Here is a 21,813-nt window from a genome sequence, read left to right as displayed (position 1 = left end):
TTCGCCTGGGCCGCGGAGGCGCGCTATCGGATCGAAGCGCTCACTGCCGGGGCCCGTCGCGGGGTCCTGTGTCCTGTCGGGTTCAGTGGGTGATGTCGCCGTGGGCCAGGTCGCCGTCGCGGATCACCGGCGGCGTGCCGAAGGTGTGGTGCGGGGCCGGGCTCGGCACCGTCCACTCCAGGCCGCGCGCGCCTTCCCAGGCCCGCGCTTCGGCCTTGGCGCCGACGCTCTTCGAGCGCAACAGGATGAAGGCCATCATGAACGGCGTGACGAACATGCCGAACGCGCCGATCGAGCTGATCAGGTTCCAGTCCGCGAACACCACGTTGTAGTCCGGGATGCGGCGCGGCATGCCGGCCAGGCCCAGGAAGTGCTGCGGGAAGAACAGCAGGTTGACGAAGATCATCGTCCACCAGAAATGGAACTTGGCCATCGGCTCGCTGTACATGCGGCCGGTCCACTTGGGCCACCAGAAGTACACCGCGGCGATGATCGAGAACAGCGCGCCGGTCACCAGCACGTAGTGGAAGTGCGCGACCACGAAGTAGGTGTCGTGGTACTGGAAGTCGGCCGGCACGATCGCGAGCATCAAACCCGAGAAACCGCCGATGGTGAACAGGATCACGAACGAGATCGCCCACAGCATCGGCGCCTCGAACGACATCGAGCCGCGCCACATCGTGGTGACCCAGTTGAACACCTTCACGCCGGTCGGCACCGCGATCAACATGGTCGCGAACATGAAGTAGATCTCGCCACCGAGCGGCATGCCGACGGTGAACATGTGGTGGGCCCACACGATGAACGAGAGGAAGGCGATCGAAGCGGTCGCGTACACCATGGCCTGGTAGCCGAACAGCGGCTTGCGGGCGAAGGTCGGGATGATCTCCGAGACCACGCCGAACGCCGGCAGAATCATGATGTAGACCTCGGGGTGACCGAAGAACCAGAAGATGTGCTGGAACATCACCGGGTCGCCGCCGCCGGCCGCGTTGAAGAACGAGGTGGCGAAGAACTTGTCGGTCAGCAGCATCGTCACCGCGCCGGCCAGGACCGGCATCACCGCGATCAGCAGGAAGGCGGTGATCAGCCAGGTCCAGCAGAAGATCGGCATCTTCAACAGGTCCACGCCCGGGGCGCGCATGTTGAGGATGGTGGCGATGACGTTGATCGCGCCCATGATCGAGCTGATGCCCATCATGTGGATGGCGAAGATCGCGAAGGCGACGTTGTTGCCGCCCTGCAGCGACAGCGGCGGGTACAGGGTCCAGCCGCCGGCCGGAGCGCCGCCCGGCAGGAACAGCGTCATCAGCAGCAGGGTGAAGGCGAACGGCAGGATCCAGAACGACCAGTTGTTCATGCGCGGCAGCGCCATGTCCGGCGCGCCGATCTGCAGCGGGATCATCCAGTTGGCCAGGCCGACGAAGGCCGGCATCACGCCGCCGAAGATCATCACCAGCGCGTGCATGGTGGTCATCTGGTTGAAGAACTCGGGATTGACGAGCTGGAGACCCGGCTCGGCCAGCTCGGCACGGATCACCACCGACATCGCCGCGCCGATGATGAACATGACGAAGCTGAAGATCAGGTACAGCGTGCCGATGTCCTTGTGGTTGGTCGAGAAGAACCAACGCTCGATGAAGCCCTGTTTGTGGGCGTGATCATCGTGGTGATCGTGATGATCGGCGACGGGGTGCGTGGCTGCCATGGCCTACCTCTAGAGAATGCTGACGATCAACCGACGACCGCTGCGTGCGGAGCCGCGGCGGTCGTGGTGTCGGTGTTCGGGGCTGCGGCGGAAGCCGGAGCGGCATCGGCCGGAGCGGCCGCAGGTGCTGCAGCCGGAGCCGCCGGCGCGGCGGCGGGCGCCGGCGCGTTCTTGGCCTTCTGCTCGGCCAGCCACTGCTGATACTCGGCCTTGGGCAGCGCGCGCACGACGATCGGCATGAAGCCGTGGTCCTTGCCGCACAGCTCGGCGCACTGGCCGCGGTAGACGCCAGGCTCCTTAATTTCGGTCCAGGCTTCGTTGACGATGCCCGGGATCGCGTCCTGCTTCCAGCCCAGGGCCGGCACCCACCAAGCGTGGATGACGTCGTCGGCGGTGATCACGAAGCGGATCTTGGTGTCGGTCGGCAGCACCAGGACGTTGTCGACGTCGAGCAGGTAGTGCTCGTGGTCGGCCTTGGTGACGAGCTTGCCGGCCTGGCGCAGCTGGTCGCTCTTGCGGTCCAGGCGGCTGGTGAAGGAGACGTTCTCGCCGAGGTAGTCGTACTTCCACATCCACTGGAAGCCGGTCACCTTGACCGTCATCGCCGCGTTGCGGGTGTCGTACATCGCGATCAGCTTGCTGGTGGCCGGGAAGGCCATCAGCACCAGCAGCGCCACCGGCACCACGGTCCAGATGATCTCGAGCTTGGTGCTGTGGGTGAAGTCCTTGTCGGCGACGGCGCCCTTGGACTTGCGGAACCTGAACATGGCCACGGCCATAGCGCCGAAGACCAGGATGCCGATCACCACGCAGACCCACAGCGCGAACATGTGCGCCGAGTAGGCGTTCATCGACTGGGCGGTCACGCCCTTGCCCATATTCAGCTGCCACGGCTTGGGATCGGCCGCCTGAGCAAACGCAAGGACAGGCAACGCCGATGCGGCGACGCCCGCTGCCCACTGCTTGAAACGACCGGCTTTCATCAGTTCGAGCCCCGAAAAATCAGTGTGGTTTTCGTTTTCGTGCTCCGCGGGCTGCCCCTCCCGCCCCGTCCGCGCCGATGTCCTGGGCGTGAGGCTGTGCGGAAGAAGGTGGCTGGCGAGCCCTGTCGAGGGCCCATCACGCCGGGATCGGCGCTACGGATAACCGAGAAATGGTAGCGGCCGCCCCGTCTTGCGGCAACCCGGAGGTGCTAGCCCCAATCGGTCCGGAGACCGCCTGCGCCCCGCAGCGACAGGCTTTGCGCGCCAGTTCGGCGCCTCATACGAATGTCGGCGACGGCCGATCGCAAGCGTGACGGATGCAAGTTGCGGTGGTCCGGCGCGCGCAACGCGCGGATCGGGCCGCTCGCCGCAGCCGCGGCGGCCGGGTCCGGCGCTGATCCGATGCTGCTGATCCGATGGCGGCGGCTGACGGTTGGCCGACCGGTTGGCCGACCGGTTGGCCGACCGGTTGGCCGGCCTTGCGACGGCGCTCTCGCGCCGGGCCCGCCCCGAACCGATCCGGTACAGGCCGCGACCGATAGAAAGCTCTAAAATGCCCGACTTCCCACCCCAGTGCCGGGTCCGATGTCCACCAACGTCTCTTCCACCGTCGCCCACGACGGTCCGCCGACGCGCTCGAGCGCCGCGCTTTCCAACGCGCAGCCTTCAGGCGCCATGATCAGCCCCGAACTGCCCGCACCGCCCTCGGGGCCGCGCGCGGCCCTGACCGCCGGCTGGGTCCGCGACGAAGCCGATCACGTCCGCCACCTGCTCGAACTGGCGCGCCTGCCGGCCGCCGACCGCGACGCCGCCCAGGCCACCGCGGCCGAGCTGGTCAAGCGCGTGCGCGCCCGCGCCCAGGACCAGGGCGCGATCGAAGCCTTCATGCGCCAGTACGACCTCGGCAGCGAAGAAGGCGTGCTGCTGATGTGCGTGGCCGAAGCCCTGCTGCGCATTCCGGACCAGGAAACCGCCGACAAGCTGATCCGCGACAAGCTCGGCGAAGCCGACTGGAAGCGTCACCTGGGCCAATCGGACTCGGTGCTCGTCAACGCCTCGACCTGGGGCCTGATGCTGACCGGCAAGCTGGTCGACCTCAACGACGACACCAAGCGCGACGTCCACAACGCCTTCAAGCGCCTGGTCGGCCGCGTCGGCGAACCGGTGATCCGCCTCGCCGTGCGCCAGGCGATGCGCATCATGGGCCACCAGTTCGTCATGGGCCGCACCATCGGCGAAGCGCTGTCGCGTTCGAAGAAGGGCGACAACGCCAACTATCGCTACTCCTTCGACATGCTCGGCGAAGGCGCGCTGACCACCAAGGATGCCCTGCGCTACCTGCAGGCCTACCGCGATGCGATCCATGCGATCGGCAAGAGCGCGCAGTCGGACCGCAAGTCCGGCGACAAGGACGCCGTGTTCGGCGCGCCGTCGATCTCGGTCAAGCTGTCGGCGCTGCACCCGCGCTACGAGCACGCCAAGCGTGCGCGCGTGTTCGCCGAACTGACGCCGCGCGTGCTCGAACTGGCGCAGCTGGCGCGCAACTACGGCATCGGCTTCACCATCGACGCCGAAGAAGCCGACCGCCTGGAGATGTCGCTCGACGTCATCGCCGCGGCCTATAGCGACCCGTCGCTCGACGGCTGGGAAGGCTACGGCCTGGCGATCCAGGCCTATCAGAAGCGCGCGCCGGAAGCGATCGACTTCATCGCCGACCTGGCCCGCAAGACCGGCCGCCGCATTCCGGTGCGCCTGGTCAAGGGCGCCTACTGGGACAGCGAGGTCAAGCGCGCCCAGGTCGACGGACAGGCGGGCTACCCGGTGTTCACGCGCAAGCCGAACACCGACGTGTCCTACCTCGCCAACGCGCGCCGCATGCTCGAAGCCGGCGATGCGATCTACCCGATGTTCGCCACCCACAACGCCCAGACCATCGCGACGATCCACCAGCGCGCCAAGGCGATGGGCCGCGAGCGTCACTACGAGTTCCAGAAGCTGCACGGCATGGGCGACGACCTCTACGCCGAGGTCATTCCGTCGCACCGCCTCGACGTGCCCTGCCGCGTCTACGCGCCGGTCGGTTCGCACGAAGACCTGCTGCCCTACCTGGTGCGTCGCCTGCTCGAGAACGGCGCCAACTCCAGCTTCGTCAATCGCATCACCGACGAGAGCATCGCGATCGACGAGTTGATCCAGGACCCGGTCGAGACCGTCGCCGCGTTCGCCAGCATTCCCCATCCGCGCATTCCGCTTCCGGCCGACCTGTATCGCAGTTTCGGCAATGACAGGACCAATTCCATGGGCGTCAATCTCGCCAACGACCAGCAACTGCAGACCCTCGCCGCCGAAGTCAACGCCGCCGTCGGCGACTGGCGCGCCGCACCGCTGGTGCCGGGCGCGACCGTCACCGGTCCGAACATCGCCGTGACCAACCCGGCCGACCGCCGCGAAACCGTCGGCCAGTGGCAGGCCGCCGACAGCGCCACCGTCGAGCTGGCGCTGAAGAACGCGGTCGCCGCGCAGGAAGCCTGGGACTCGACCCCGGCCGCCAGCCGCGCCGCGATCCTCGAACACGCCGCCGACCTGCTCGAGCAGCGCATGCCGCAGTACATCGCGCTGTGCACCAAGGAAGCCGGCAAGACCATCCCCGACGGCGTCGCCGAAGTGCGCGAAGCGGTCGACTTCCTGCGCTATTACGGCCAGCAGGCGCGCAAGCTGTTCGCGCCGGAAGCGCTTCCGGGCCCGACCGGCGAGTCCAACACCCTGCACCTGTCCGGCCGCGGCGTGTTCGTCTGCATCAGCCCGTGGAACTTCCCGCTGGCGATCTTCGCCGGCCAGATCTCGGCCGCGCTCGCCGCCGGCAACAGCGTCATCGCCAAGCCGGCCGAGCAGACCAACCTGATCGGTTACTACGCGGTCAAGCTGCTGCACGAAGCCGGCGTGCCGGAAGCGGTGCTGCAGTTCCTGCCCGGCGACGGCGCCACCGTCGGCGCGGCGCTGACCCGCGACCCGCGCGTCGCCGGCGTCGCCTTCACCGGTTCGACCGACACCGCGCGCGCCATCAACCGCTCGCTGGCCGCGCGCGACGCCGCCATCGGCGTGCTGATCGCCGAGACCGGCGGCCAGAACGCGCTGATCGCCGACTCGTCCTCGTTGCCCGAGCAGTTGGTCAAGGACGCCATCGGTTCGGCCTTCACCTCGGCCGGCCAGCGCTGCTCGGCCGCGCGCGTGCTGTTCGTGCAGGAAGACATCGCCGACAAGGTCACCACGATGCTGGCCGGCGCCATGGCCGAGCTCAAGATCGGCAACCCCGGCCTGCTGTCGACCGACGTCGGCCCGGTGATCGACGAAGACGCGCTGAAGATGCTCGTCGAACATGCCGCGCGCATGGACAAGGAAGCGGTGAAGATCGCCGAAGTCGCGGTCGACGCCGACAGCGCACACGGCAGCTTCTTCGCGCCGCGCGCCTACACCCTGAAGTCGCTCGACCAGCTGCACAAGGAAGTGTTCGGCCCGGTGCTGCACGTGATCCGCTGGAAGGCCGATCAGCTCGACGCGGTGATCGATGCGATCAACGCGACCGGCTACGGCCTGACCCTCGGCATCCATTCGCGCATCGACGAGACCATCGAGCGCATCAGCGCGCGGGTCAAGGTCGGCAATTGCTACGTCAACCGCAACCAGATCGGCGCGGTCGTCGGCGTGCAGCCCTTCGGCGGCCAGAACCTGTCCGGCACCGGCCCGAAGGCCGGCGGCCCGCACTACCTGCCGCGCTTCACCACCGAGAAGACCATCACCGTCAACACCACCGCGGCCGGCGGCAACGCCTCGCTGCTTACGCTGGGCGATTGATCGCGATGGCCTGACCCTTGATCGCGCCGAGGCGCGGCCCATCGAGCCAGGCAACGAATACGGCGCGCCCCTCGGGTCGCGCCGTATTCGTTTGCGCATCCGTGAATCGTAGACCTTGCTCGTGCCCGGGCTCCTAAGGGTAGGAGCGGCGCGCGCCGCGACAACGAAACTTCGAGCGACCGCGCAAGTCGCGGCTTGCGCCGCTCCTACCCCGAGGCCGTCGCGCCCACTGCTCTGCGACGCGCATCGCATAACCGCCTATTGGCAGACACATCGAGGCTGGAGCCGCGCGCAAGATAGGCGTGATCGCCCGCGGAGCTACGCAGATGTCCTGCAGACCCTTGCTGTCGGCCGCCTTGCTGTGCGCACTGACGGCCTGTGCTTCGCTCGCTCCGTTGCCGATCAAACCCGGTGACCCCAGCGCCTGCGGCGAACGCCGGCTCGACCGGGTGCTGTTCGGCATGAACAGCCCCTCCGGCCCGGTCACTGACGGCCAATGGCAGGCCTTCTTGGCCGAAGTCGTCACCCCGCGCTTTCCCGAGGGTTTGACCATCTACCAGGCGCAAGGCCAGTGGCGCGGCGCCAGCGGCGAGATCGAACGCGAAGAGTCGCGCGCGATCGACCTCGTCCATACCGACAGCGCGGCCGGCCGCCAACGGGTGGTCGAGATCGCCGACGAGTACAAGCGCCGCTTCCAACAAGAAGCGGTGCTGGTGATCAGCCTGCCGACACGCGCCTGCTTCGCTCGGCAAGCCATCGGCGCGACCGAGGCATCGCCGGCCGGCTGAGCCGCGCGTCCGGCGAACGGCCCAGTCGCCCGGCCGTGCCTCGATCGCGCCCGCCCCTCAACGCCTGAAATCGGTCGGCTGCTCGAGCTGGTAGAAGGCGTCGCCGATGTCCTCGAACTTGGCCGACAACAGCGCATGGGCGTCGAGCACGCCGCGGTTGTAGAAATACGCGCCGATCTCGTCGGCGATGAAGTCGAGCATGAACTCGGCATCGAAACGGCCGATCGATTGCTTCAGCTCCTCGCTGAAATAGCGCTGCAGCTTGGCGACGATCAGCGCCTTTTCTTCGTTGGAGAACTTGATCTCGCTCATGCCTCGACGGCTCCGCATCGGTGGGGTGGACACGCAGCCGAAGGCAGCGTTGGCAGCATCTGCCGCGACCATAGAGATAGCAGGGATGGATCGCACTCGCTGCGCCGCGCGCTACGACGCAGGCATTCCGGCCTCACGGCGTAACCGGGCCTTCGATGCGCGAGCTCCAATCCTCGACCGCGCCGCGCGCGAGCCGCGCCTCGACCAGCTTGCGCCACGACGGCACCAACGGCAGCGCCAGCGCGGCCTGCAGCTCTTCGCGATCCAGAGTGCGCGTATACAACATCGTGGCGATGCGTTGCAGGCTCCAGTCCGGCCACGCGCGTTCGACCAGGAGCAGCGCGTCGCCGGCCTCGACCTCGCCGGCTTCGAGCACGCGGTAATACCAGCCGGTGCGGCCGCTGGCCTGCACTCGTCGCGCCATGTCGGCGATCGCGAAACGGTCGTTGAGTTTCCAGCACGGCTGGCGCGCCTGACTGACTTCCAGCAACGCCGAGCCGCAACGAAACCGATCGCCGAGACAGACCTCGGCCTCGGTCAGGCCGCTGCTGCTGAGGTTCTCGCCGAACGCACCGGGGCGGTCCAGCAGCGCATGCGGGCCGAGTTCCTCGCGCCAGGCGCGGTAATGATCGTAGGGATAGTGATGCACAGCCTTGTCGGGGCCGCCATGGACGCGCCGGTCGCCCTGCTCGTCGCCTTCGAGGCCCGACTCGCCGATGCGCACACGACCCGCGAGCGACGTCTTGGCGATCGCGCTCAGGCTGCCGGGCCGCGTATAAGGCCGGGCACGCCCGCACAGCAGCGTATCGACGAGGATGCGGAGGGAATCGGTAGAGACGTCAGCGCTCAATGAGGCGTCCTGTGCCGCGGCCTGCGGCGGAGCTTGGAGGCGCGGCGAGTGCCGCAAAGCCGTCCCCGGCTCTCGGCGACGGTATGCGCAGGGATTTTCGCATAGGCGCCCGATCCTGGCAGGCCGGATTCCAGCGCTGGCCGAACCGGAAGCGAAAACCGCAGGCGAAAAAAAGCCCCGCCGAAGCGGGGCTTTGGTTTACTGCGATGACGCCTCGATCAGAACTTGTACTGAGCGGCGAGGCCGAACAGATCGGCGTGGCCCTTGTACGAACCCTGCAGGGTCGAACCGCTGCTGGAGACCGTGTTGATGGTCGGGCTGTCGATGGTGATGCGGGTATAGGCCGCATCCACGCTCAGGTGCTCGTTGGCGTTCCAGGTCAGGCCGATCGAATACAGGTTGCGATCGTTGTCGGGCAGACGCGGGGTGCGGGCGTGATCGTTGGTCGGGGTTTCGTCGATCGCGACGCCGCCGCGCAGGGTCAGCGAATCGCTGAGGTCGTACTCGGCGCCGAGCGCATACATCATCGTGTCTTCCCAGCCGAAGGCTTCGCTGGTGACCGGCGTGCCGTTGGCGCGGACGATGTCGACCGACTGCAGCGAATGCCAATCGGTGGCCTGGATGTCGGCCATCATGCGGAACTGATCGGTGAACTCGTACTGCAGGCTCAGCGTGTCCACGCTCGGCGTGGTCAGCTTGGCGCCGCCCGGACCGCTGTTGTACTGGGTGATGCCGCGCGCGGCGAACAGCGCGGAGACATTGCCCGGCTTGGTGAAGTCGATCGTTCCTTCCAGCTCATGATCGATTTCCGAACGGTGCGAGTAACCGATCGAGAACTTGTCGGTCGGACGGAAGTGGAAGCCCACCAGCCAGCCGATGCCGTAGTCGTCGCCCTTGACCTTGGCGAAACCGTCGTTCTTCTGCGGACCGAACGGTGCGGCGACCGGGTTCGGGGTCACGCAGGCGGCGACGCTGACGCGGCAGATCGCCGAGCCGAAATCGACGGCGTTGGTCAGGGTGGCTTCGGCGCGTTCGTAGATCAGGCCGGCACCGACCGAGAAGCGGTCGGTCAGGGCGACCGCGGCCGAGAAGGTCAGGTCGATGGTCTTCACTTCGGACTCGACGGCGTTGTAACGGCCGACCCAGTCCTTGTCGTATTCGGTCTTCAGGCCGAACGGCGCGCTGAGGCTGGCGCCGAGGGTCAGCTTCTCGAACGAACCGGTCAGCGGCACCACCAGCGACAGCGCCGGAACCGGCGTCGCGTCGCCCGGGTCGCCACCGTTGCCGCCGGTGAGCGGACGCGCCAGCGGGCTGCCGGCTGCGGCCGAACCGCCGCCGGTGAACTTGGCGGTCAGGTCGATGATGGTGATGTCGCTGCGGATCGTGGTGGAGTCCACGTTGACCATCGCCGCCGGGTTGTTCGATACGACGGCGGCGTCGTTCTTGGCCACGCCGCTACCGGCGAAGCTGCGGCCCTGGTTGCGGATGCTGTTTTCGCGGATCTGGAAGCCGGTCGCACCGGCCGAACCGACACTGATGACGCCGGCGATGCCGAGCGCGAGTGCGGTCAGGCGAGAGATGCGTTGTGAGGGTTGCATGCGTGTAGTCTCCGTTGGAGTATTTTTTGTCTAACACGGCCGTATACACGGTGCCGCGGGTTAGGCCCGGTTCCGCCGGAAACCCCTCCCGACGTACGACGCCGTATGCACTATAGCGCGGCCATTAACCGAACGCTAACAATACGCCCAAGGCCGCAAACCCGTACCGTACCGATGTCGCAAAGCCACGCCCCACGGACGTTTCCGCCATTCGCCCCCCTTCCGGGAGCCGGCCCGGCCGTGCCCGACGGACGGAGCTGAGGCCATGTTCGTCGCCATTCCCTCGCGTGAGCGGACCCGGTTGCGCTGGGCGACCCCGTTGCTGTTCGCCCTGCTCTGGCTGTGCTTCATCGTCTCGGCGGTGGTGTTGCCGGACCCGGAGCAACGCCGGCTCATGCTCGAATGGGGGGCGCTGTCGGGCGGCCTGTCGAGCCCGCTGGCCTGGTGGGAAGCGATCCGCGACGGCAGCGCGCTGCGCCTGTTCAGCGCCCTGTTCCTGCATGCCGACTGGGCCCACCTGCTCGGCAACCTGGTGTTCCTGCTGATCTTCGGGCTGCCGGCCGAACGCGCCATGGGGCCGTGGCGGCTGCTGGCCTTGTTCCTGTTCGGCGGCGCGGTCGCCAACCTGGCCGCAGTGATCGCCATCGGCACCCCCGACCGGCTGATCATCGGCGCCAGCGGCGCGGTCTCGGCCCTGATCGGCGCCTACCTGGCCCTGTTCCCGAACGCCAAACTCGGGGTGGTGGTGCCGCTGGGCCTGTTCCTGCAGTTCGTCAAAGTCCCGGCGCCGTTGCTGATCGGGGTCTGGGCTCTGCTGCAGGTGGTCTTCACCTTCATCGGCCCGGCCTTCGGCGCGGTGGCCTGGTCGGCGCATCTGGCCGGTTTCGCCTTCGGCGGCGCGTTCGCCTTGATCGCGCGCGCCGGCATCGCGCGGCGGCTGCGGCGCAAGCGGGGCTATTGATCAGGAGCCGGGAATCGGGAATGGGGATTCGGGATTCGTAAAAACAGAGCCCTACGGCCGACCTACGATGGCACCGGCAACGCCGTCGCCGCTCTTACGATTCTCGATTCCCCATTCCCGTCCTGCGGTCCTCGATCACTCTTGAATCGCAGCCCGCCGGCCCCACGCTAACCACAGGCAATTGCATTACCGCTCCTACGATTCCCGAATCCCCATTCCCGATTCCCGGCTCCACAATGGCCACCCTCTACAAAGTCACCTTCCTCAACGCCGGCAAGATCTACGAGCTGTACGCGCGCAAGATCGCCTCGGGCAATCTGTGGGGGTTCACCGAGGTCAGCGAGTTGGTCTTCGATCTGCACGAAGGCTTGGTGGTCGACCCGACCGAGGAGCGTCTGCGCGATGAATTCGGCAGCACCCGCGTGCTGCACCTGCCGATGCAGAGCATCGTGCGGATCGAGGAAGTCGAGCGCAAAGGCCAGTCGGCGATCCGCGACGCCACTACCGGCGAGAAAGTGGTGACGCCGTTCCCGCTGCCGGCCAAACCGCGCTGAGCGCGGGCCGGCGAACCTCGGCAACGGTTTGCAGCGATACGAGAAGCGATACAAGAAAAGAACCCGGCCAGCGGCCGGGTTTTTCGTTTGTGCGTGGCCTGGCCCGCACCGCGATCGGCGACGCCTGCGTCAGCGACGCACGCCGGCGCCGGCCGCGGTCGCGACCGGTTTCTTGAGTTCGGCCAAGGCCGAAGCGATCGGTGCATCGCCTTCGAGCACTTCGCCGGCGTTGGTGCCGGGCGCGTCCTCTTCGTCGCCATGCAGGTGGCCGGGCAAGGTCGCCTCGCTGTAGTAGCTCGGGCGCTTGTCGTCTTCGCTCTTGGCCGCGCGCAGCAGCACGTCGGGGATGATGCCCAGGGCCTGGATCGACTTGCCGCTCGGGGTGTAATAACGCGCGGTGGTCAGCTTGACCGAGTCGCCGTTGTCGAGCGGCAGCACGGTCTGCACCGAGCCCTTGCCGAAGGTACGGCTGCCGACCACGCGCGCACGGCCGTTGTCGCGCAAGGCGCCTGCCAACACTTCCGAGGCGCTGGCCGAGCCGGCATCGACCAAAACCACCACGGGCGCGCCGTCGAGACGATCGCCGGGGGTCGCGCCGAACTCGGCGTCGCTGATCGCGATGCGGCCGCGGGTGCTGACGATCTTGCCCTTCTCGAGCAAGTCGTCGGCGATCTGCACCGCCGAGGTCAGCAGCCCGCCCGGGTTGCTGCGCAGGTCGATCACCAGGCCGCGCAGCTTGCCGCCGGCCTGGGTCTTGAGTTTCTCGAGCTGGCTCTCGAAATCGGCCGCGGTGTCGGCCTGGAACGCGCTGACCCGCACATAGCCGTAGCCGGGTTCGAGCATGCGGCCTTTGACGCTGGCGACGCGGATGGTCTCGCGCGCAACGGTGACGTCGAACGGTTTGTCGCGGCCTTCGCGCACGATGGTCAGCACGACCTTGCTGCCGGCCGGGCCTCGCAAGGGGCCGGAGCTGTCGCCCTCGTCGACCTTGAACGGCTTGCCGTCGATCGCGGTGATCAGGTCGCCGGCCTTGATGCCGGCGCGCGCGGCCGGCGTGTCGTCAATCGGCGAGATCACCCGCAGGCTGCCGTCGGGCTGGCGCTGCAGTTCCACGCCGATGCCGTCGTAGGCGCCGCGCGACTGCTCGTCGAAATCCTCGGCGGCGACCTTGTCGAGATAGACGCTGTGCGGATCGAGATCGAACAACAGGCCGCGGATCGCCGAGTGCATCAGCTTGGCGTCGTCGACCGGTTCGACATAGGCCTGCTTGACCGCGTTGTAGACCGCGACGTAACGGCGGATTTCCTCGATCGGCACTTTCGAATCGCTGGCGTCGTCGCCCTTCTTGGCCTTGGCGGCGACGGGTTTGTCGGCGGGTTTGTCCTGGGTGGGCTTGTCCTGGGTGGGCTTGTCCTGCGCCGGGGTTGGCTCGGACGCCTTCTGCCCGGACGCGTCCTTGGCCGGCGCATCCCTGCTCGGCGCCTGCGCCGGCGGGACCGCCTGGTCCTTGGCCGGTGCTGCATCCGGCGTCGGCGGCTGCGCCGCGGGTTCGTCCGCGGCCGGTTGTTCGGCGGCGTGCTTGTCGGAAGCCTGCTTGTCGGGAGCTTGCTTGTCGGAAGCCGGTGTCTCGGGCGCCTGCTGCACCGGTGGTTGCTGCGCAGGCGTTACCTGCGACAAGGCCGGAGCGGCGCCGAACGCGAGTGCGAGCGGAAGCAGACTACGCAAAGGATGACGCAGGGGCATGCACGAAGCTCCGAGACAGGTACCGGTTGGACCGCGGCAGGCGGCCCGGGTTCGACCGGCTATCTGCGCACGTTAATCGGCGCGTTTGCAAGCTTTTGTTAAATGCGCGATCAGCGTCGCAACCAGGTGTTCGGATTGACCGGTTGGCCGCCGCGGCGCAGCTCGAAATACAGGGCCGGGCGGCCATGCCCGCCGGAGCTGCCGACCGTGGCGACGCCGTCGCCTTTCCTGACCGCGGCGCCGGCGTCCTTGAGCAGGGCGTCGTTGTTCGCGTACAGGCTCATGTAGCCGTTGCCGTGGTCGATGATCAGCAGCAGGCCGTAACCGGTCATCCACTCCGAATAGACCACGGTGCCGTCGCTGACCGCCTTGACCGTGCTGCCGGCAGCGGCGCCGATCAACAGGCCCTCGCTGCTGCGGCCATCGGGCATGGTGCCGCCGAACCCGGCCAGCAAGGCGCCCGACACCGGCCAGCCCAAGCCGCCGACCTGCGGCGGCGGCGCACTGGCGACCGCGACCGGCGGTTTGCGCGGCGTGGTCGTGCGCACGGGCTTGCCCGAGGCCGCCGCGGTGGCCGCGGCTTTCGCCTCGCGCGCTTCGCGTTCGGCCTTGGCCTTGGCGGCGGCGCGGCGTTGCGCCTCGGCGCGCGCGGCGGCGGCACGCAATTTCGCCAGCAATTGCTCCAGACCTTTCGCATCGCGGCCGAGCTCGCGCTCGCGGGTGCTGCGGTCTTCGTATTTTTCGTTGATCTGCGCGACCAGCGCGGCACGCGCCTTGCGATCCTTCTCGAGCTGGCCGAGCTGGCTGCGCTGCTGCTTGCGAGTGCTGTCGAGGGTGACGCGGCGCTCGACGATCTCGCGCTCGATCGCATCGAGTTCGCGCAGTTGCGTGCCGAGCTCGGCGATGCGGCGTGCGCGGTCGCGCTGGATGTAGCCGTGGTAGGTCAGGATGCGGCCGCTGTCGGCGACCTTGTCCTGCGACAACAACAACTTCAACGGCGCGTCGTTGCCCTGCGCATAGGCCGCGCGCAGCAGGCGCGCGAGCTCCTGGCGCTGCGAGCCGAGCTTGCCGTTGAGCTCATCGCGACGCGTCTGCAGATCCTTCAATGCGGCCTGCTCGCGCGCCAGGCGCGTTTCGGTCTCGCGCAGGGCGCGGTTGGAATGGCCGACCTGTTCGTCGGCGGCGCGCAGTCGCTGCGAAGCGTCGCCGCGCTGGCCTTCGAGTTGGCGACGCTCGGCGGCGACCGACTTCAACTCGGTCTTGATTTTCTCGAGCTTGCGTTCGGTCTCGCGGCTGCTGTTCTGCGCCGCCGCCAGCGCGGCCGACGCAGGCACGAGCAACGACGCCGCAGCGAACGCGAGCGTCGCCAGTGCCGGCAAACTCCACGCGCGCAGATTGGGCATCAGCGCTCCAGCAGGCTCTGCCCGGTCATTTCGGCCGGTTGCGCCAAGCCGAGCAGGTCGAGCATGGTCGGGGCGACGTCGCGCAGGGCGCCACCGCTGCGCAACGCGGTCTTGCGCGAGCCGAGATACACGAACGGCACCGGGCCGACCGTGTGCGCGGTGTGCGGCTGTCCGGTTTCCGGGTCGCGCATCATTTCCAGGTTGCCGTGGTCGGCGGTGATCAACAGGGCACCGCCGACTTCGCGTACCGCCGCGGCGACCGCGCCGATGGCCTGATCGACCGCTTCGGCGGCCTTGATCGCCGCACCGAGATCGCCGGTGTGGCCGACCATGTCGGGATTGGCGATGTTGCAGACCGCGACGTCGATGGCGCCGGAGCGGATCGATGCGACCAGCTTCTCGGTCAGCTCCGGGCAGCTCATTTCCGGCTGCAGATCGTAGGTCGCGACCTTCGGGCTCGGGATCAGGATGCGGCTTTCGCCGGCATACGGTTCTTCGCGGCCGCCGCTGAAGAAGAACGTCACGTGCGCGTACTTTTCGGTCTCGGCGATGCGCAACTGGGTGAGGCCGGCCGCGGCCAGCAGTTCGCCGAGGGTGTTGTGCAGATCGTCCGGGCCGAACGCGACCGGCGCCGGCAACTTGGCGTCGTACTCGGTCAGGCAGACGAAGCGCGACAGCTTCGGCCGGCGCGCCTCGTAACCGGCGAACGCCGGATCGACGAAGGCCGCGGTCAGCTGACGGGCGCGGTCGGCGCGGAAATTCATGAACACGACCGCGTCGCCGTCGGCCATCGCCGCGCTTGCGCCGGCTTCATCGGTACCGATCACCGTGGGAGCAACGAACTCGTCGGTCTCGCCGCGCGCATAAGCGGCCTCGAGGCCTGCGAGCGCGCTCGCGGCGCGATGCTCGCTGGCGGCGTCGACGATCGCGTTCCAGGCGCGCAGTTGCCGGTCCCAGCGCTGATCGCGATCCATCGCGTAGTAGCGACCGCTGATCGAAGCGATATGGGCATTGCCGACCCTCTCGCACACCTGCTGCAGGCGTTCCAGGCTCGGTGCGGCCGACTTCGGCGGCATGTCGCGGCCGTCGAGGAAGGCATGCACGGCGACCCGGGCCACGCCTTCGCGACGGGCCAGTTCGAGCATGGCGAAGATGTGCTGCTCGTGGCTGTGCACGCCGCCCGGCGAGAGCAGGCCCATCACGTGCAGGGCGGCGCCGTTCGCCTTGGCCGCGGCGCAGGCCGCGCGCAATTCTTCGTTGGCGTAGAAGCTGCCGTCCTCGATCGCCGCATCGACGCGGGTCAGGTCCTGGTAGACGATGCGGCCGGCGCCGAGATTCATGTGGCCGACTTCGGAATTGCCCATCTGCCCGTCCGGCAGGCCGACGTGACGGCCTTCGGTGTGGATCAGGGTGTGCGGTTCGCTCGCAAGCAAGGCGTGCCAGTTCGGCAGGGTCGCCTGGGCCAGGGCATTGTCGGCGGGATCGTCGCGATGGCCCCAACCGTCCAGGATCAACAACACTACGGGCTTGGGGCGGGAAGGCGCTGACACGTCGGAAGTTCCTATGACTTGGGGCAGGGGCCGCCACGGGCGGGTCCTGCGATTGTAGCGAAGCGGGGCATGAAGCCCCGTGCAACCGCCGCGCGGCGGCGGATCGGGCATGACCCGGCTCGAAGCGGCGCCGGCAAGTGCTTGATCCTCAACGCCGGGCGGCGGCCGATGCAGGATTTCTTTACCCGCACGTAAACCGTTTGCGCATTGCCCGCATCTCAGTCCCTGTCCACCAAACAACGGAACACGCCATGACGAGCCCCCGCCTCACTCTCAGCCTCTCGGTCCTGATCGCTCTGTCCTCGCCGCTGGCGTTCGCCGCCGAAGGCATCAGCAAGGTCAACGGCAGCATCACCGTCGGCTCCGGCGAAAGCCAAGGCACGCTGGAAACCGTCAACGGCAGCATCAAGATCGGCGACAACGCCCGCGTCGCCGACGCCGAAACCGTCAACGGCAGCATCAGCGTCGGCTCACGCAGCCAGACCGGCGGCCTGGAGACCGTCAACGGCAGTATCCGCGTCGGCAGCAACGTCACCGCCAGCGCCGGCCTGGAAACGGTCAACGGCGGCATCTTCGTCGACCGCGGCGGCACCGTGCGCGGCGACATCGAAACCGTCAACGGCTCGATCGGCCTGGTCGACACCGACGTGACCGGCGGCATCGAAACCGTCAACGGCGATGTCACCGTCGGGGTCGACTCGCACGTCAGCGGCGGCATCCACTACGTCAAGCCCAGCGGCATCGGCATCAAGCTCAAGCCGCGCAACCCGCGCGTGGTGATCGGCCCGAACGCGCGCGTCGACGGCCCGCTGGTGTTCGAACGCGAAGTCACCCTGTACGTGCACGCCACCGCCAAGACCGGCGCGATCCGCGGCGCCACCGCGATCGCCTACAACACGCCCAAGCCGCCGGCCGAGTAAGCCGTCGATCCGCCCGGCCCGGCCCGCTGAACGGGCCGGGCCGGGTGCGTGCGCGGGAACCGCGCCCGTCAGTGGCCACGCACGGGACAACGCCACCTCAAAGTTGCCCCTAGAATGGACCTCCCCCACCCCCGGCCCACCGGCCGCTCCTGGAGGTCTGATGTCCCGTACCCCGCTCCTCACCGCCACCTCGCTGGTGGCCGCCGCTCTGGTGTTGTCGGCCTGCAACAAGCCGGCCGAAACACCGGACGCGAAGGCTCCGGCCGATGCCCCGGCGGCGACGCCCGGCACCGCCGCCGATCACGCCTTCGACGGCGCGATCAACGCCGCCGACTTCGCCCAGCACGTCAAGGTCCTGGCCTCCGACGAATTCGAGGGCCGCGCGCCCGGCAGCGCCGGCGAAGAAAAGACCGTCCAGTACCTGGAAGCGCAGTTCAAACGCCTCGGCCTGAAGCCCGGCAACGGCGACAGCTATTTCCAGACCGTGCCGATGGTCGAGACCACCGCCGACGAGGCCACCTCGCTCAAGCTCGAGGTCAAGGGCCAGCCGCGCGAACTCAAGTTCGGCAGCGACATGGTCGTCGGCACCCGCACCGGCCAGGCCGAGGTCAAGCTCGACGCCAGCGACCTGGTCTTCGTCGGCTACGGCGTCAATGCGCCCGAGCAGAAGTGGAACGATTACGCCGGCGTCGACGTCAAGGGCAAGACCGTGGTGATCCTGGTCAACGACCCGGGCTTCCACAGCCAGGACGCGACCTTGTTCGAAGGCCGGCGCATGACCTATTACGGCCGCTGGACCTACAAGTTCGAAGAAGCCGCCCGCCAGGGCGCCGCCGCCGCGCTGATCGTCCACGACGATGCCGGCGCCTCCTACGGTTGGGAGGTGGTCAAGAATTCCTGGTCCGGCGCGCAGTTCGACCTGCCGGCCAAGGACGATCCGGAACCGCGCCTGCCGGTGCAGGGCTGGATCACCGGCGACAGCGCACGCAAGCTGCTCGGCGATCTCGGTCAGAACCTCGACGAGCTCTACAAGGCAGCCGGCAAGCGCGGCTTCAAGGCGATCCCGCTGCAAGCCAAGGCCTCGGTCGATCTGAAGAGCAAGATCAGCGAGAAGTCCTCGCGCAACGTGATCGCGCGCCTCGACGGCGCCAAGCGTCCCGACGAAGCCATCGTCTACATGGCGCACTGGGATCACCTCGGCAACCACACCGGCGAAGGCGGCCACGAAGGCCACGGCGCCGGCGACGGCAAGGCCGGCGGCACCGACACGATCTACAACGGCGCGATCGACAACGCCTCCGGCGTGGCCGGCATCCTTGAGATCGCCGAAGCCTTCAGCAAGCAGACGCCGCCGCCGGACCGTTCGCTGCTGTTCGTCTCGGTGACGCTGGAAGAGTCGGGCCTGCTCGGTTCCAAGTACTACGTCGCCCATCCGACCGTCCCGCTCAACAAGACCGTCGCGGTGATCAACCTCGACGCCATGCCGATCATCGGCAAGGCCAAGGACTTCACCGTGGTCGGCTACGGCAGCTCCGAGCTCGAGGACATCCTCAAGACCATCGCCGACGGCCAGGGTCGCGTGCTGCACGCCGAAGCCACCCCGCAGGACGGCTTCTACTTCCGCTCCGATCACTTCAACTTCGCCAAGGCCGGCGTGCCCGCGCTGTACGCCAAGGGCGGCGACGATCTGCTCGAAGGCGGTACCGAAGCCGGACAGAAGGCCCAGGTCGACTATCGCGACCACCGCTATCACAAGCCCGCCGACCAGTTCGACCCGAACTGGAGGCTCGACGGCGTGGTCCAGGACCTCGATGCGCTGTACGGCGTCGGCAAGGTCCTGGCCGGCAACGAGCAGTGGCCCAACTGGTACGAAGGCAATGCCTTCCGCGCGGCGCACGACAAGTTGATGGCCGCTCCGGCCAAGTAAGCCGCCGGGTGGCCGGGCCGGACGTTCGGCCGGTCGCCCGCGACCGCAAAGCGATCAGACGACGGCGCCCCTGGGCGCCGTCGTTTTTTCCGCTAGGCTTTGCAGGCCGCGTTCCGCGGCCATGAGGGAACGCGCATGTCCATGACCATCGCTTATTGGTGCCTGTTGATCGCCGCGTTGTTGCCCTATGCCTGGGTCGCGATCGCCAAGGGCAGCGGCCAGCGCTACGACAACCGCGATCCCCGCGCCTGGCAGAGCCGTCAGGACAATCCGCGCAGCAATGCCGCGTATGCCGCGCACCTCAACGCTTTCGAGGCCTTCGCACCGTTCGCGGCCGGCGTGCTCGGCGCGCAGATGGCCGGCGTCGATACCGGCATCATCGTCGTGCTCTCGCTGGTCTTCATCGTCTGCCGCGTATTGCACGGCCTGTTCTATCTGCTGCGCAAACCGCCCCTGCGCAGCCTGGTCTGGTTCGTCGGCTTCGGTTGCGTGATCGCCTTGCTGGCGCAAGCGGCGCTGGCGACGGTCTGACCGTTCGTCTCGACTTCGTTCGTTCCGTCTTCAAGAGTCAGGCATGAACCCCGCACCGAGTTCCGAGCACCAGGATTTCGCCGATGCCCTGCGTCGCGACGGCTTCCGTTTCGTCGCCGGCGAAGACATGCGCACGCATCTGCAGCGGCACGGTTCGCTGCAGGATTGGGCCGCGTTCGCCGACAGTTGGAACGACCTGGCGCCGGATACTTACCTCGCCAGCGTCGGCCGCCATCGCCGCCGCCGCCACGCCGTGTTCCGCGCCGGTCGCGACGGCGCGATCGCGCGCCAGCCGCATCAGCCTCACTACCAAAGCCTGAATTACAACGCATTGCAGGGCGACATCGAACGTTGGTTCGAGCCGGTACGCGACGACGTCGCCAACGGCGCCACCTTGGCGACCGTGCTCGGTTTCTGCCGCGACTTCTTCGGCCAGCTGGCGCCGCAGGTACCGGGCTGGCACATCGAACTGCATCAGTTCCGCATCGAGGCCCGCAGCGATGAAGCAGGCCAGCCCACGCCCGAAGGGGTGCACCGCGACGGCGTGGATTACGTGCTGGTACTGCTGATCGATCGCCACAACATCGTCAGCGGCACGACCACCATCCACAGCGCCGACGGCAGCCTGCTCGGCAGCTTCACCCTGACCGCCCCGCTCGACGCCGCCCTGGTCGACGATGCCCGCGTCTTCCACGGCGTAACCGCCGTGACCCCGCAAGACCCGACGCTCGAAGCGCATCGGGACGTGCTGGTGGTGACGTTTCGGGCGGTAGATGCCCGTTGACGGGAGGCGACCGTGATCCGAATCCTGCCGGAAGTGCGCAGCAGGATTCGGATCGGTCAACCGTTATGGAGACGAACCAGAATCAGCGATTGCCTCCCGATTCAAACCAATTGAGGCCGTCGGACATGAATTCGATGGTCCGATAAGCGGGCACCGTAACGCTGGCGGCGCCACCCTTGAGCTGCAATACACCGTTGCCGGTGAAGGTTACGCCGTTTAAACCGGCCTGAATGGTCACTCGCCGCCCCGGATTTCGCGGTACCAGGTCCTGAATCGCCGTCCCGCCGATCACCTGATAGAACTCTGCTCCGTAGTTGAGTTGCACCTGCGCAGCTGCCGTCATGTAAACGGCGGCGTCGCTACGGATGCCGGTAATCGACGGGCCTTCCCGGTAGTCGGCCCCCTCGATATAAGGCGAGGCCGGCGCGTCCTTGAGCGTCACACCGCTGATGACGCAACGGGCCGGGCCACCCGACTGCTTCTGGATGAGGATCGCCGGGCCGGTGAACTGACGGATCCGACACCCAGTGATCAATGTGTCGCTCGCGCCCGGCCCGAGGACGATGCCGTTGACGGTGCTGGTCAAGTCTCCGGTGATATCGCAATTCTTGATCGAATTGGCCGGACCGTTAACGATCAGCCCGCAGTAATCCGCCTTCAACCCGTTGATTTCACAGGAACTCGCGCCTGCGCCGAGCTCCACCCCCGCACCGTTGCCGAGGATGCCGCCGACCCAGCCGCCGACGATCTGCACCGCTTGTCCCTTGTTGACGACGATCCCGCGGCTGCCGCTATTGCCGCCTTCGATATTGACGTTGACGACGAAGAAATTCGTCCCGTCCTGGGTCACCGGGTCGGAATCGATATAGAACGCCGGATTCTGATCGGCCTGCATCAGGATCAGGTCGTTTACGAACATGCCGCCGGTGTGCGGTCCGAAGTAGACCTGGTAGCCGGCGCATGCGTAGATGCGCGTCGACTCGATGCGCACGTCGACGGTGCGGTAGGGATTCGGACTCGCGCTGTGCGACGAACCGGTCGTATGAATGCCGTCCTCGCGAAAATAACGCAGGCGGCAATGGCGGATGAATCCGTCGGACGCCCGGAACAGCGTCATGCCGCGAAATAGCTTCGCCTGCGAGTAAAAGCGAGCGTAGAAGTCGCAGTTGCGGACATCGAAGAAGGCGCAGAAATTGAAGAAAATGCACGAGCCGGTCGTCGATGTGGCCGCCAACATCGGCAAGACTGAGCGTCGTAGCCGTAGCCGTGGCCGTGGCCGTGGCCGTGGCCGTGGCCGTGGCCGTGGCCGTGATTTTGATCTGCTTTGGCGCTTTGCCGGTCAAGTGGAG

Annotated in this window: 17 protein-coding genes; 8 read left to right on the top strand and 9 right to left on the bottom strand. The window is 67.4% G+C overall.

The features are described from left to right. Positions 1-82: 82 nt before the first annotated feature. A complete protein-coding gene (ctaD, locus tag ACTJJK_RS06170) occupies positions 83-1,708 on the bottom strand; it encodes a cytochrome c oxidase subunit I (RefSeq protein ID WP_031371303.1) in 1,626 nt (541 codons plus the stop codon). 26 nt (positions 1,709-1,734) lie between these two features. Further along, a complete protein-coding gene (coxB, locus tag ACTJJK_RS06165) occupies positions 1,735-2,691 on the bottom strand; it encodes a cytochrome c oxidase subunit II (RefSeq protein WP_031371304.1) in 957 nt (318 codons plus the stop codon). Positions 2,692-3,366: 675 nt separating this feature from the next. Between coxB and putA the strand changes: the two genes are divergently transcribed. Continuing rightward, entirely contained in the window at positions 3,367-6,543 is a 3,177-nt protein-coding gene (gene putA, locus ACTJJK_RS06160) for a bifunctional proline dehydrogenase/L-glutamate gamma-semialdehyde dehydrogenase PutA (RefSeq protein WP_223621503.1), read from the top strand. A 326-nt stretch (positions 6,544-6,869) separates the two neighbouring features. Further along, the gene (locus tag ACTJJK_RS06155; protein ID WP_081930688.1) at positions 6,870-7,331 is read left to right on the top strand and encodes a DUF3574 domain-containing protein; all 462 of its coding nucleotides are present in this window, start codon (positions 6,870-6,872) and stop codon (positions 7,329-7,331) included. Between the two features lie 57 nt (positions 7,332-7,388). On the opposite strand, the gene ACTJJK_RS06150 is transcribed toward ACTJJK_RS06155, so the two are convergent. From ACTJJK_RS06150 to ACTJJK_RS06140, 3 genes are all read right to left on the bottom strand, one after another. Then, positions 7,389-7,643 (bottom strand): DUF2164 domain-containing protein, encoded by a 255-nt coding sequence (locus ACTJJK_RS06150; RefSeq protein WP_031371307.1) that lies wholly within the window; start codon positions 7,641-7,643, stop codon positions 7,389-7,391. A gap of 133 nt (positions 7,644-7,776) precedes the next feature. Then, a complete protein-coding gene (locus ACTJJK_RS06145; protein ID WP_440729771.1) occupies positions 7,777-8,493 on the bottom strand; it encodes an MOSC domain-containing protein in 717 nt (238 codons plus the stop codon). A 218-nt stretch (positions 8,494-8,711) separates the two neighbouring features. Continuing rightward, positions 8,712-10,091, bottom strand: coding sequence for an OmpP1/FadL family transporter (locus ACTJJK_RS06140; RefSeq protein WP_223621492.1), 1,380 nt, complete (start codon positions 10,089-10,091; stop codon positions 8,712-8,714). Positions 10,092-10,356: 265 nt separating this feature from the next. Between ACTJJK_RS06140 and ACTJJK_RS06135 the strand changes: the two genes are divergently transcribed. Together ACTJJK_RS06135 and ACTJJK_RS06130 are read left to right on the top strand one after the other, a co-directional pair. After that, positions 10,357-11,052, top strand: coding sequence for a rhomboid family intramembrane serine protease (locus ACTJJK_RS06135; RefSeq protein ID WP_031371310.1), 696 nt, complete (start codon positions 10,357-10,359; stop codon positions 11,050-11,052). Between the two features lie 236 nt (positions 11,053-11,288). Further along, positions 11,289-11,606 (top strand): DUF1820 family protein, encoded by a 318-nt coding sequence (locus ACTJJK_RS06130; protein ID WP_031371311.1) that lies wholly within the window; start codon positions 11,289-11,291, stop codon positions 11,604-11,606. Between the two features lie 129 nt (positions 11,607-11,735). Here the strand turns inward: ACTJJK_RS06130 and ACTJJK_RS06125 are convergent, their stop codons facing one another. From ACTJJK_RS06125 to gpmI, 3 genes are all read right to left on the bottom strand, one after another. Continuing rightward, entirely contained in the window at positions 11,736-13,349 is a 1,614-nt protein-coding gene (locus ACTJJK_RS06125) for a S41 family peptidase (protein WP_440729770.1), read from the bottom strand. A 110-nt stretch (positions 13,350-13,459) separates the two neighbouring features. Beyond that, complete coding sequence (locus tag ACTJJK_RS06120; RefSeq protein WP_440729769.1) at positions 13,460-14,752, bottom strand: murein hydrolase activator EnvC family protein; 1,293 nt, start codon at positions 14,750-14,752, stop codon at positions 13,460-13,462. After that, positions 14,752-16,302 carry a 2,3-bisphosphoglycerate-independent phosphoglycerate mutase gene (gene gpmI, locus ACTJJK_RS06115; protein ID WP_223621495.1) on the bottom strand — a complete coding sequence of 517 codons (1,551 nt, stop codon included), beginning with the start codon at positions 16,300-16,302 and terminating at the stop codon, positions 14,752-14,754. Before gpmI ends, ACTJJK_RS06120 begins: the two co-directional genes overlap by 1 nt. Positions 16,303-16,553: 251 nt before the next feature. On the opposite strand from gpmI, the gene ACTJJK_RS06110 reads away from it, so the two are divergent. From ACTJJK_RS06110 to ACTJJK_RS06095, 4 genes are all read left to right on the top strand, one after another. After that, positions 16,554-17,222, top strand: coding sequence for a hypothetical protein (locus tag ACTJJK_RS06110; RefSeq protein ID WP_440729768.1), 669 nt, complete (start codon positions 16,554-16,556; stop codon positions 17,220-17,222). A 160-nt stretch (positions 17,223-17,382) separates the two neighbouring features. Next, positions 17,383-19,149 carry a M28 family metallopeptidase gene (locus ACTJJK_RS06105; RefSeq protein ID WP_440729767.1) on the top strand — a complete coding sequence of 589 codons (1,767 nt, stop codon included), beginning with the start codon at positions 17,383-17,385 and terminating at the stop codon, positions 19,147-19,149. 135 nt (positions 19,150-19,284) lie between these two features. After that, positions 19,285-19,680 carry an MAPEG family protein gene (locus ACTJJK_RS06100; RefSeq protein WP_440729766.1) on the top strand — a complete coding sequence of 132 codons (396 nt, stop codon included), beginning with the start codon at positions 19,285-19,287 and terminating at the stop codon, positions 19,678-19,680. Between the two features lie 43 nt (positions 19,681-19,723). After that, a complete protein-coding gene (locus ACTJJK_RS06095) occupies positions 19,724-20,464 on the top strand; it encodes a 2OG-Fe dioxygenase family protein (RefSeq protein WP_223621497.1) in 741 nt (246 codons plus the stop codon). 82 nt (positions 20,465-20,546) lie between these two features. Here ACTJJK_RS06095 and ACTJJK_RS06090 read toward each other — a convergent pair whose 3' ends face one another. Further along, a complete protein-coding gene (locus ACTJJK_RS06090; RefSeq protein ID WP_440729765.1) occupies positions 20,547-21,707 on the bottom strand; it encodes a hypothetical protein in 1,161 nt (386 codons plus the stop codon). Positions 21,708-21,813 lie beyond the last annotated feature (106 nt).

It is taken from the genome of Lysobacter sp. 22409 (assembly GCF_052045105.1).
GTDB lineage: Bacteria > Pseudomonadota > Gammaproteobacteria > Xanthomonadales > Xanthomonadaceae > Lysobacter > Lysobacter antibioticus_B.
The sequence above is the reverse complement of the archived record's forward strand: the minus strand, read 5'-3'. Positions and strand labels throughout refer to the sequence as shown.

Bases quoted from the DNA above. Each gene is read 5' to 3' on its own strand.
- ACTJJK_RS06095 (WP_223621497.1), top strand. From the start codon at position 19,724: ATGAACCCCGCACCGAGTTCCGAGCACCAGGATTTCGCCGATGCCCTG.
- coxB (WP_031371304.1), bottom strand. From the start codon at position 2,691: ATGAAAGCCGGTCGTTTCAAGCAGTGGGCAGCGGGCGTCGCCGCATCG.
- ACTJJK_RS06100 (WP_440729766.1), top strand. From the start codon at position 19,285: ATGTCCATGACCATCGCTTATTGGTGCCTGTTGATCGCCGCGTTGTTG.
- ACTJJK_RS06120 (WP_440729769.1), bottom strand. From the start codon at position 14,752: ATGCCCAATCTGCGCGCGTGGAGTTTGCCGGCACTGGCGACGCTCGCG.
- putA (WP_223621503.1), top strand. From the start codon at position 3,367: ATGATCAGCCCCGAACTGCCCGCACCGCCCTCGGGGCCGCGCGCGGCC.
- ACTJJK_RS06125 (WP_440729770.1), bottom strand. From the start codon at position 13,349: ATGCCCCTGCGTCATCCTTTGCGTAGTCTGCTTCCGCTCGCACTCGCG.
- ctaD (WP_031371303.1), bottom strand. From the start codon at position 1,708: ATGGCAGCCACGCACCCCGTCGCCGATCATCACGATCACCACGATGAT.
- ACTJJK_RS06140 (WP_223621492.1), bottom strand. From the start codon at position 10,091: ATGCAACCCTCACAACGCATCTCTCGCCTGACCGCACTCGCGCTCGGC.
- ACTJJK_RS06150 (WP_031371307.1), bottom strand. From the start codon at position 7,643: ATGAGCGAGATCAAGTTCTCCAACGAAGAAAAGGCGCTGATCGTCGCC.
- ACTJJK_RS06155 (WP_081930688.1), top strand. From the start codon at position 6,870: ATGTCCTGCAGACCCTTGCTGTCGGCCGCCTTGCTGTGCGCACTGACG.
- ACTJJK_RS06130 (WP_031371311.1), top strand. From the start codon at position 11,289: ATGGCCACCCTCTACAAAGTCACCTTCCTCAACGCCGGCAAGATCTAC.
- ACTJJK_RS06110 (WP_440729768.1), top strand. From the start codon at position 16,554: ATGACGAGCCCCCGCCTCACTCTCAGCCTCTCGGTCCTGATCGCTCTG.
- ACTJJK_RS06105 (WP_440729767.1), top strand. From the start codon at position 17,383: ATGTCCCGTACCCCGCTCCTCACCGCCACCTCGCTGGTGGCCGCCGCT.
- ACTJJK_RS06135 (WP_031371310.1), top strand. From the start codon at position 10,357: ATGTTCGTCGCCATTCCCTCGCGTGAGCGGACCCGGTTGCGCTGGGCG.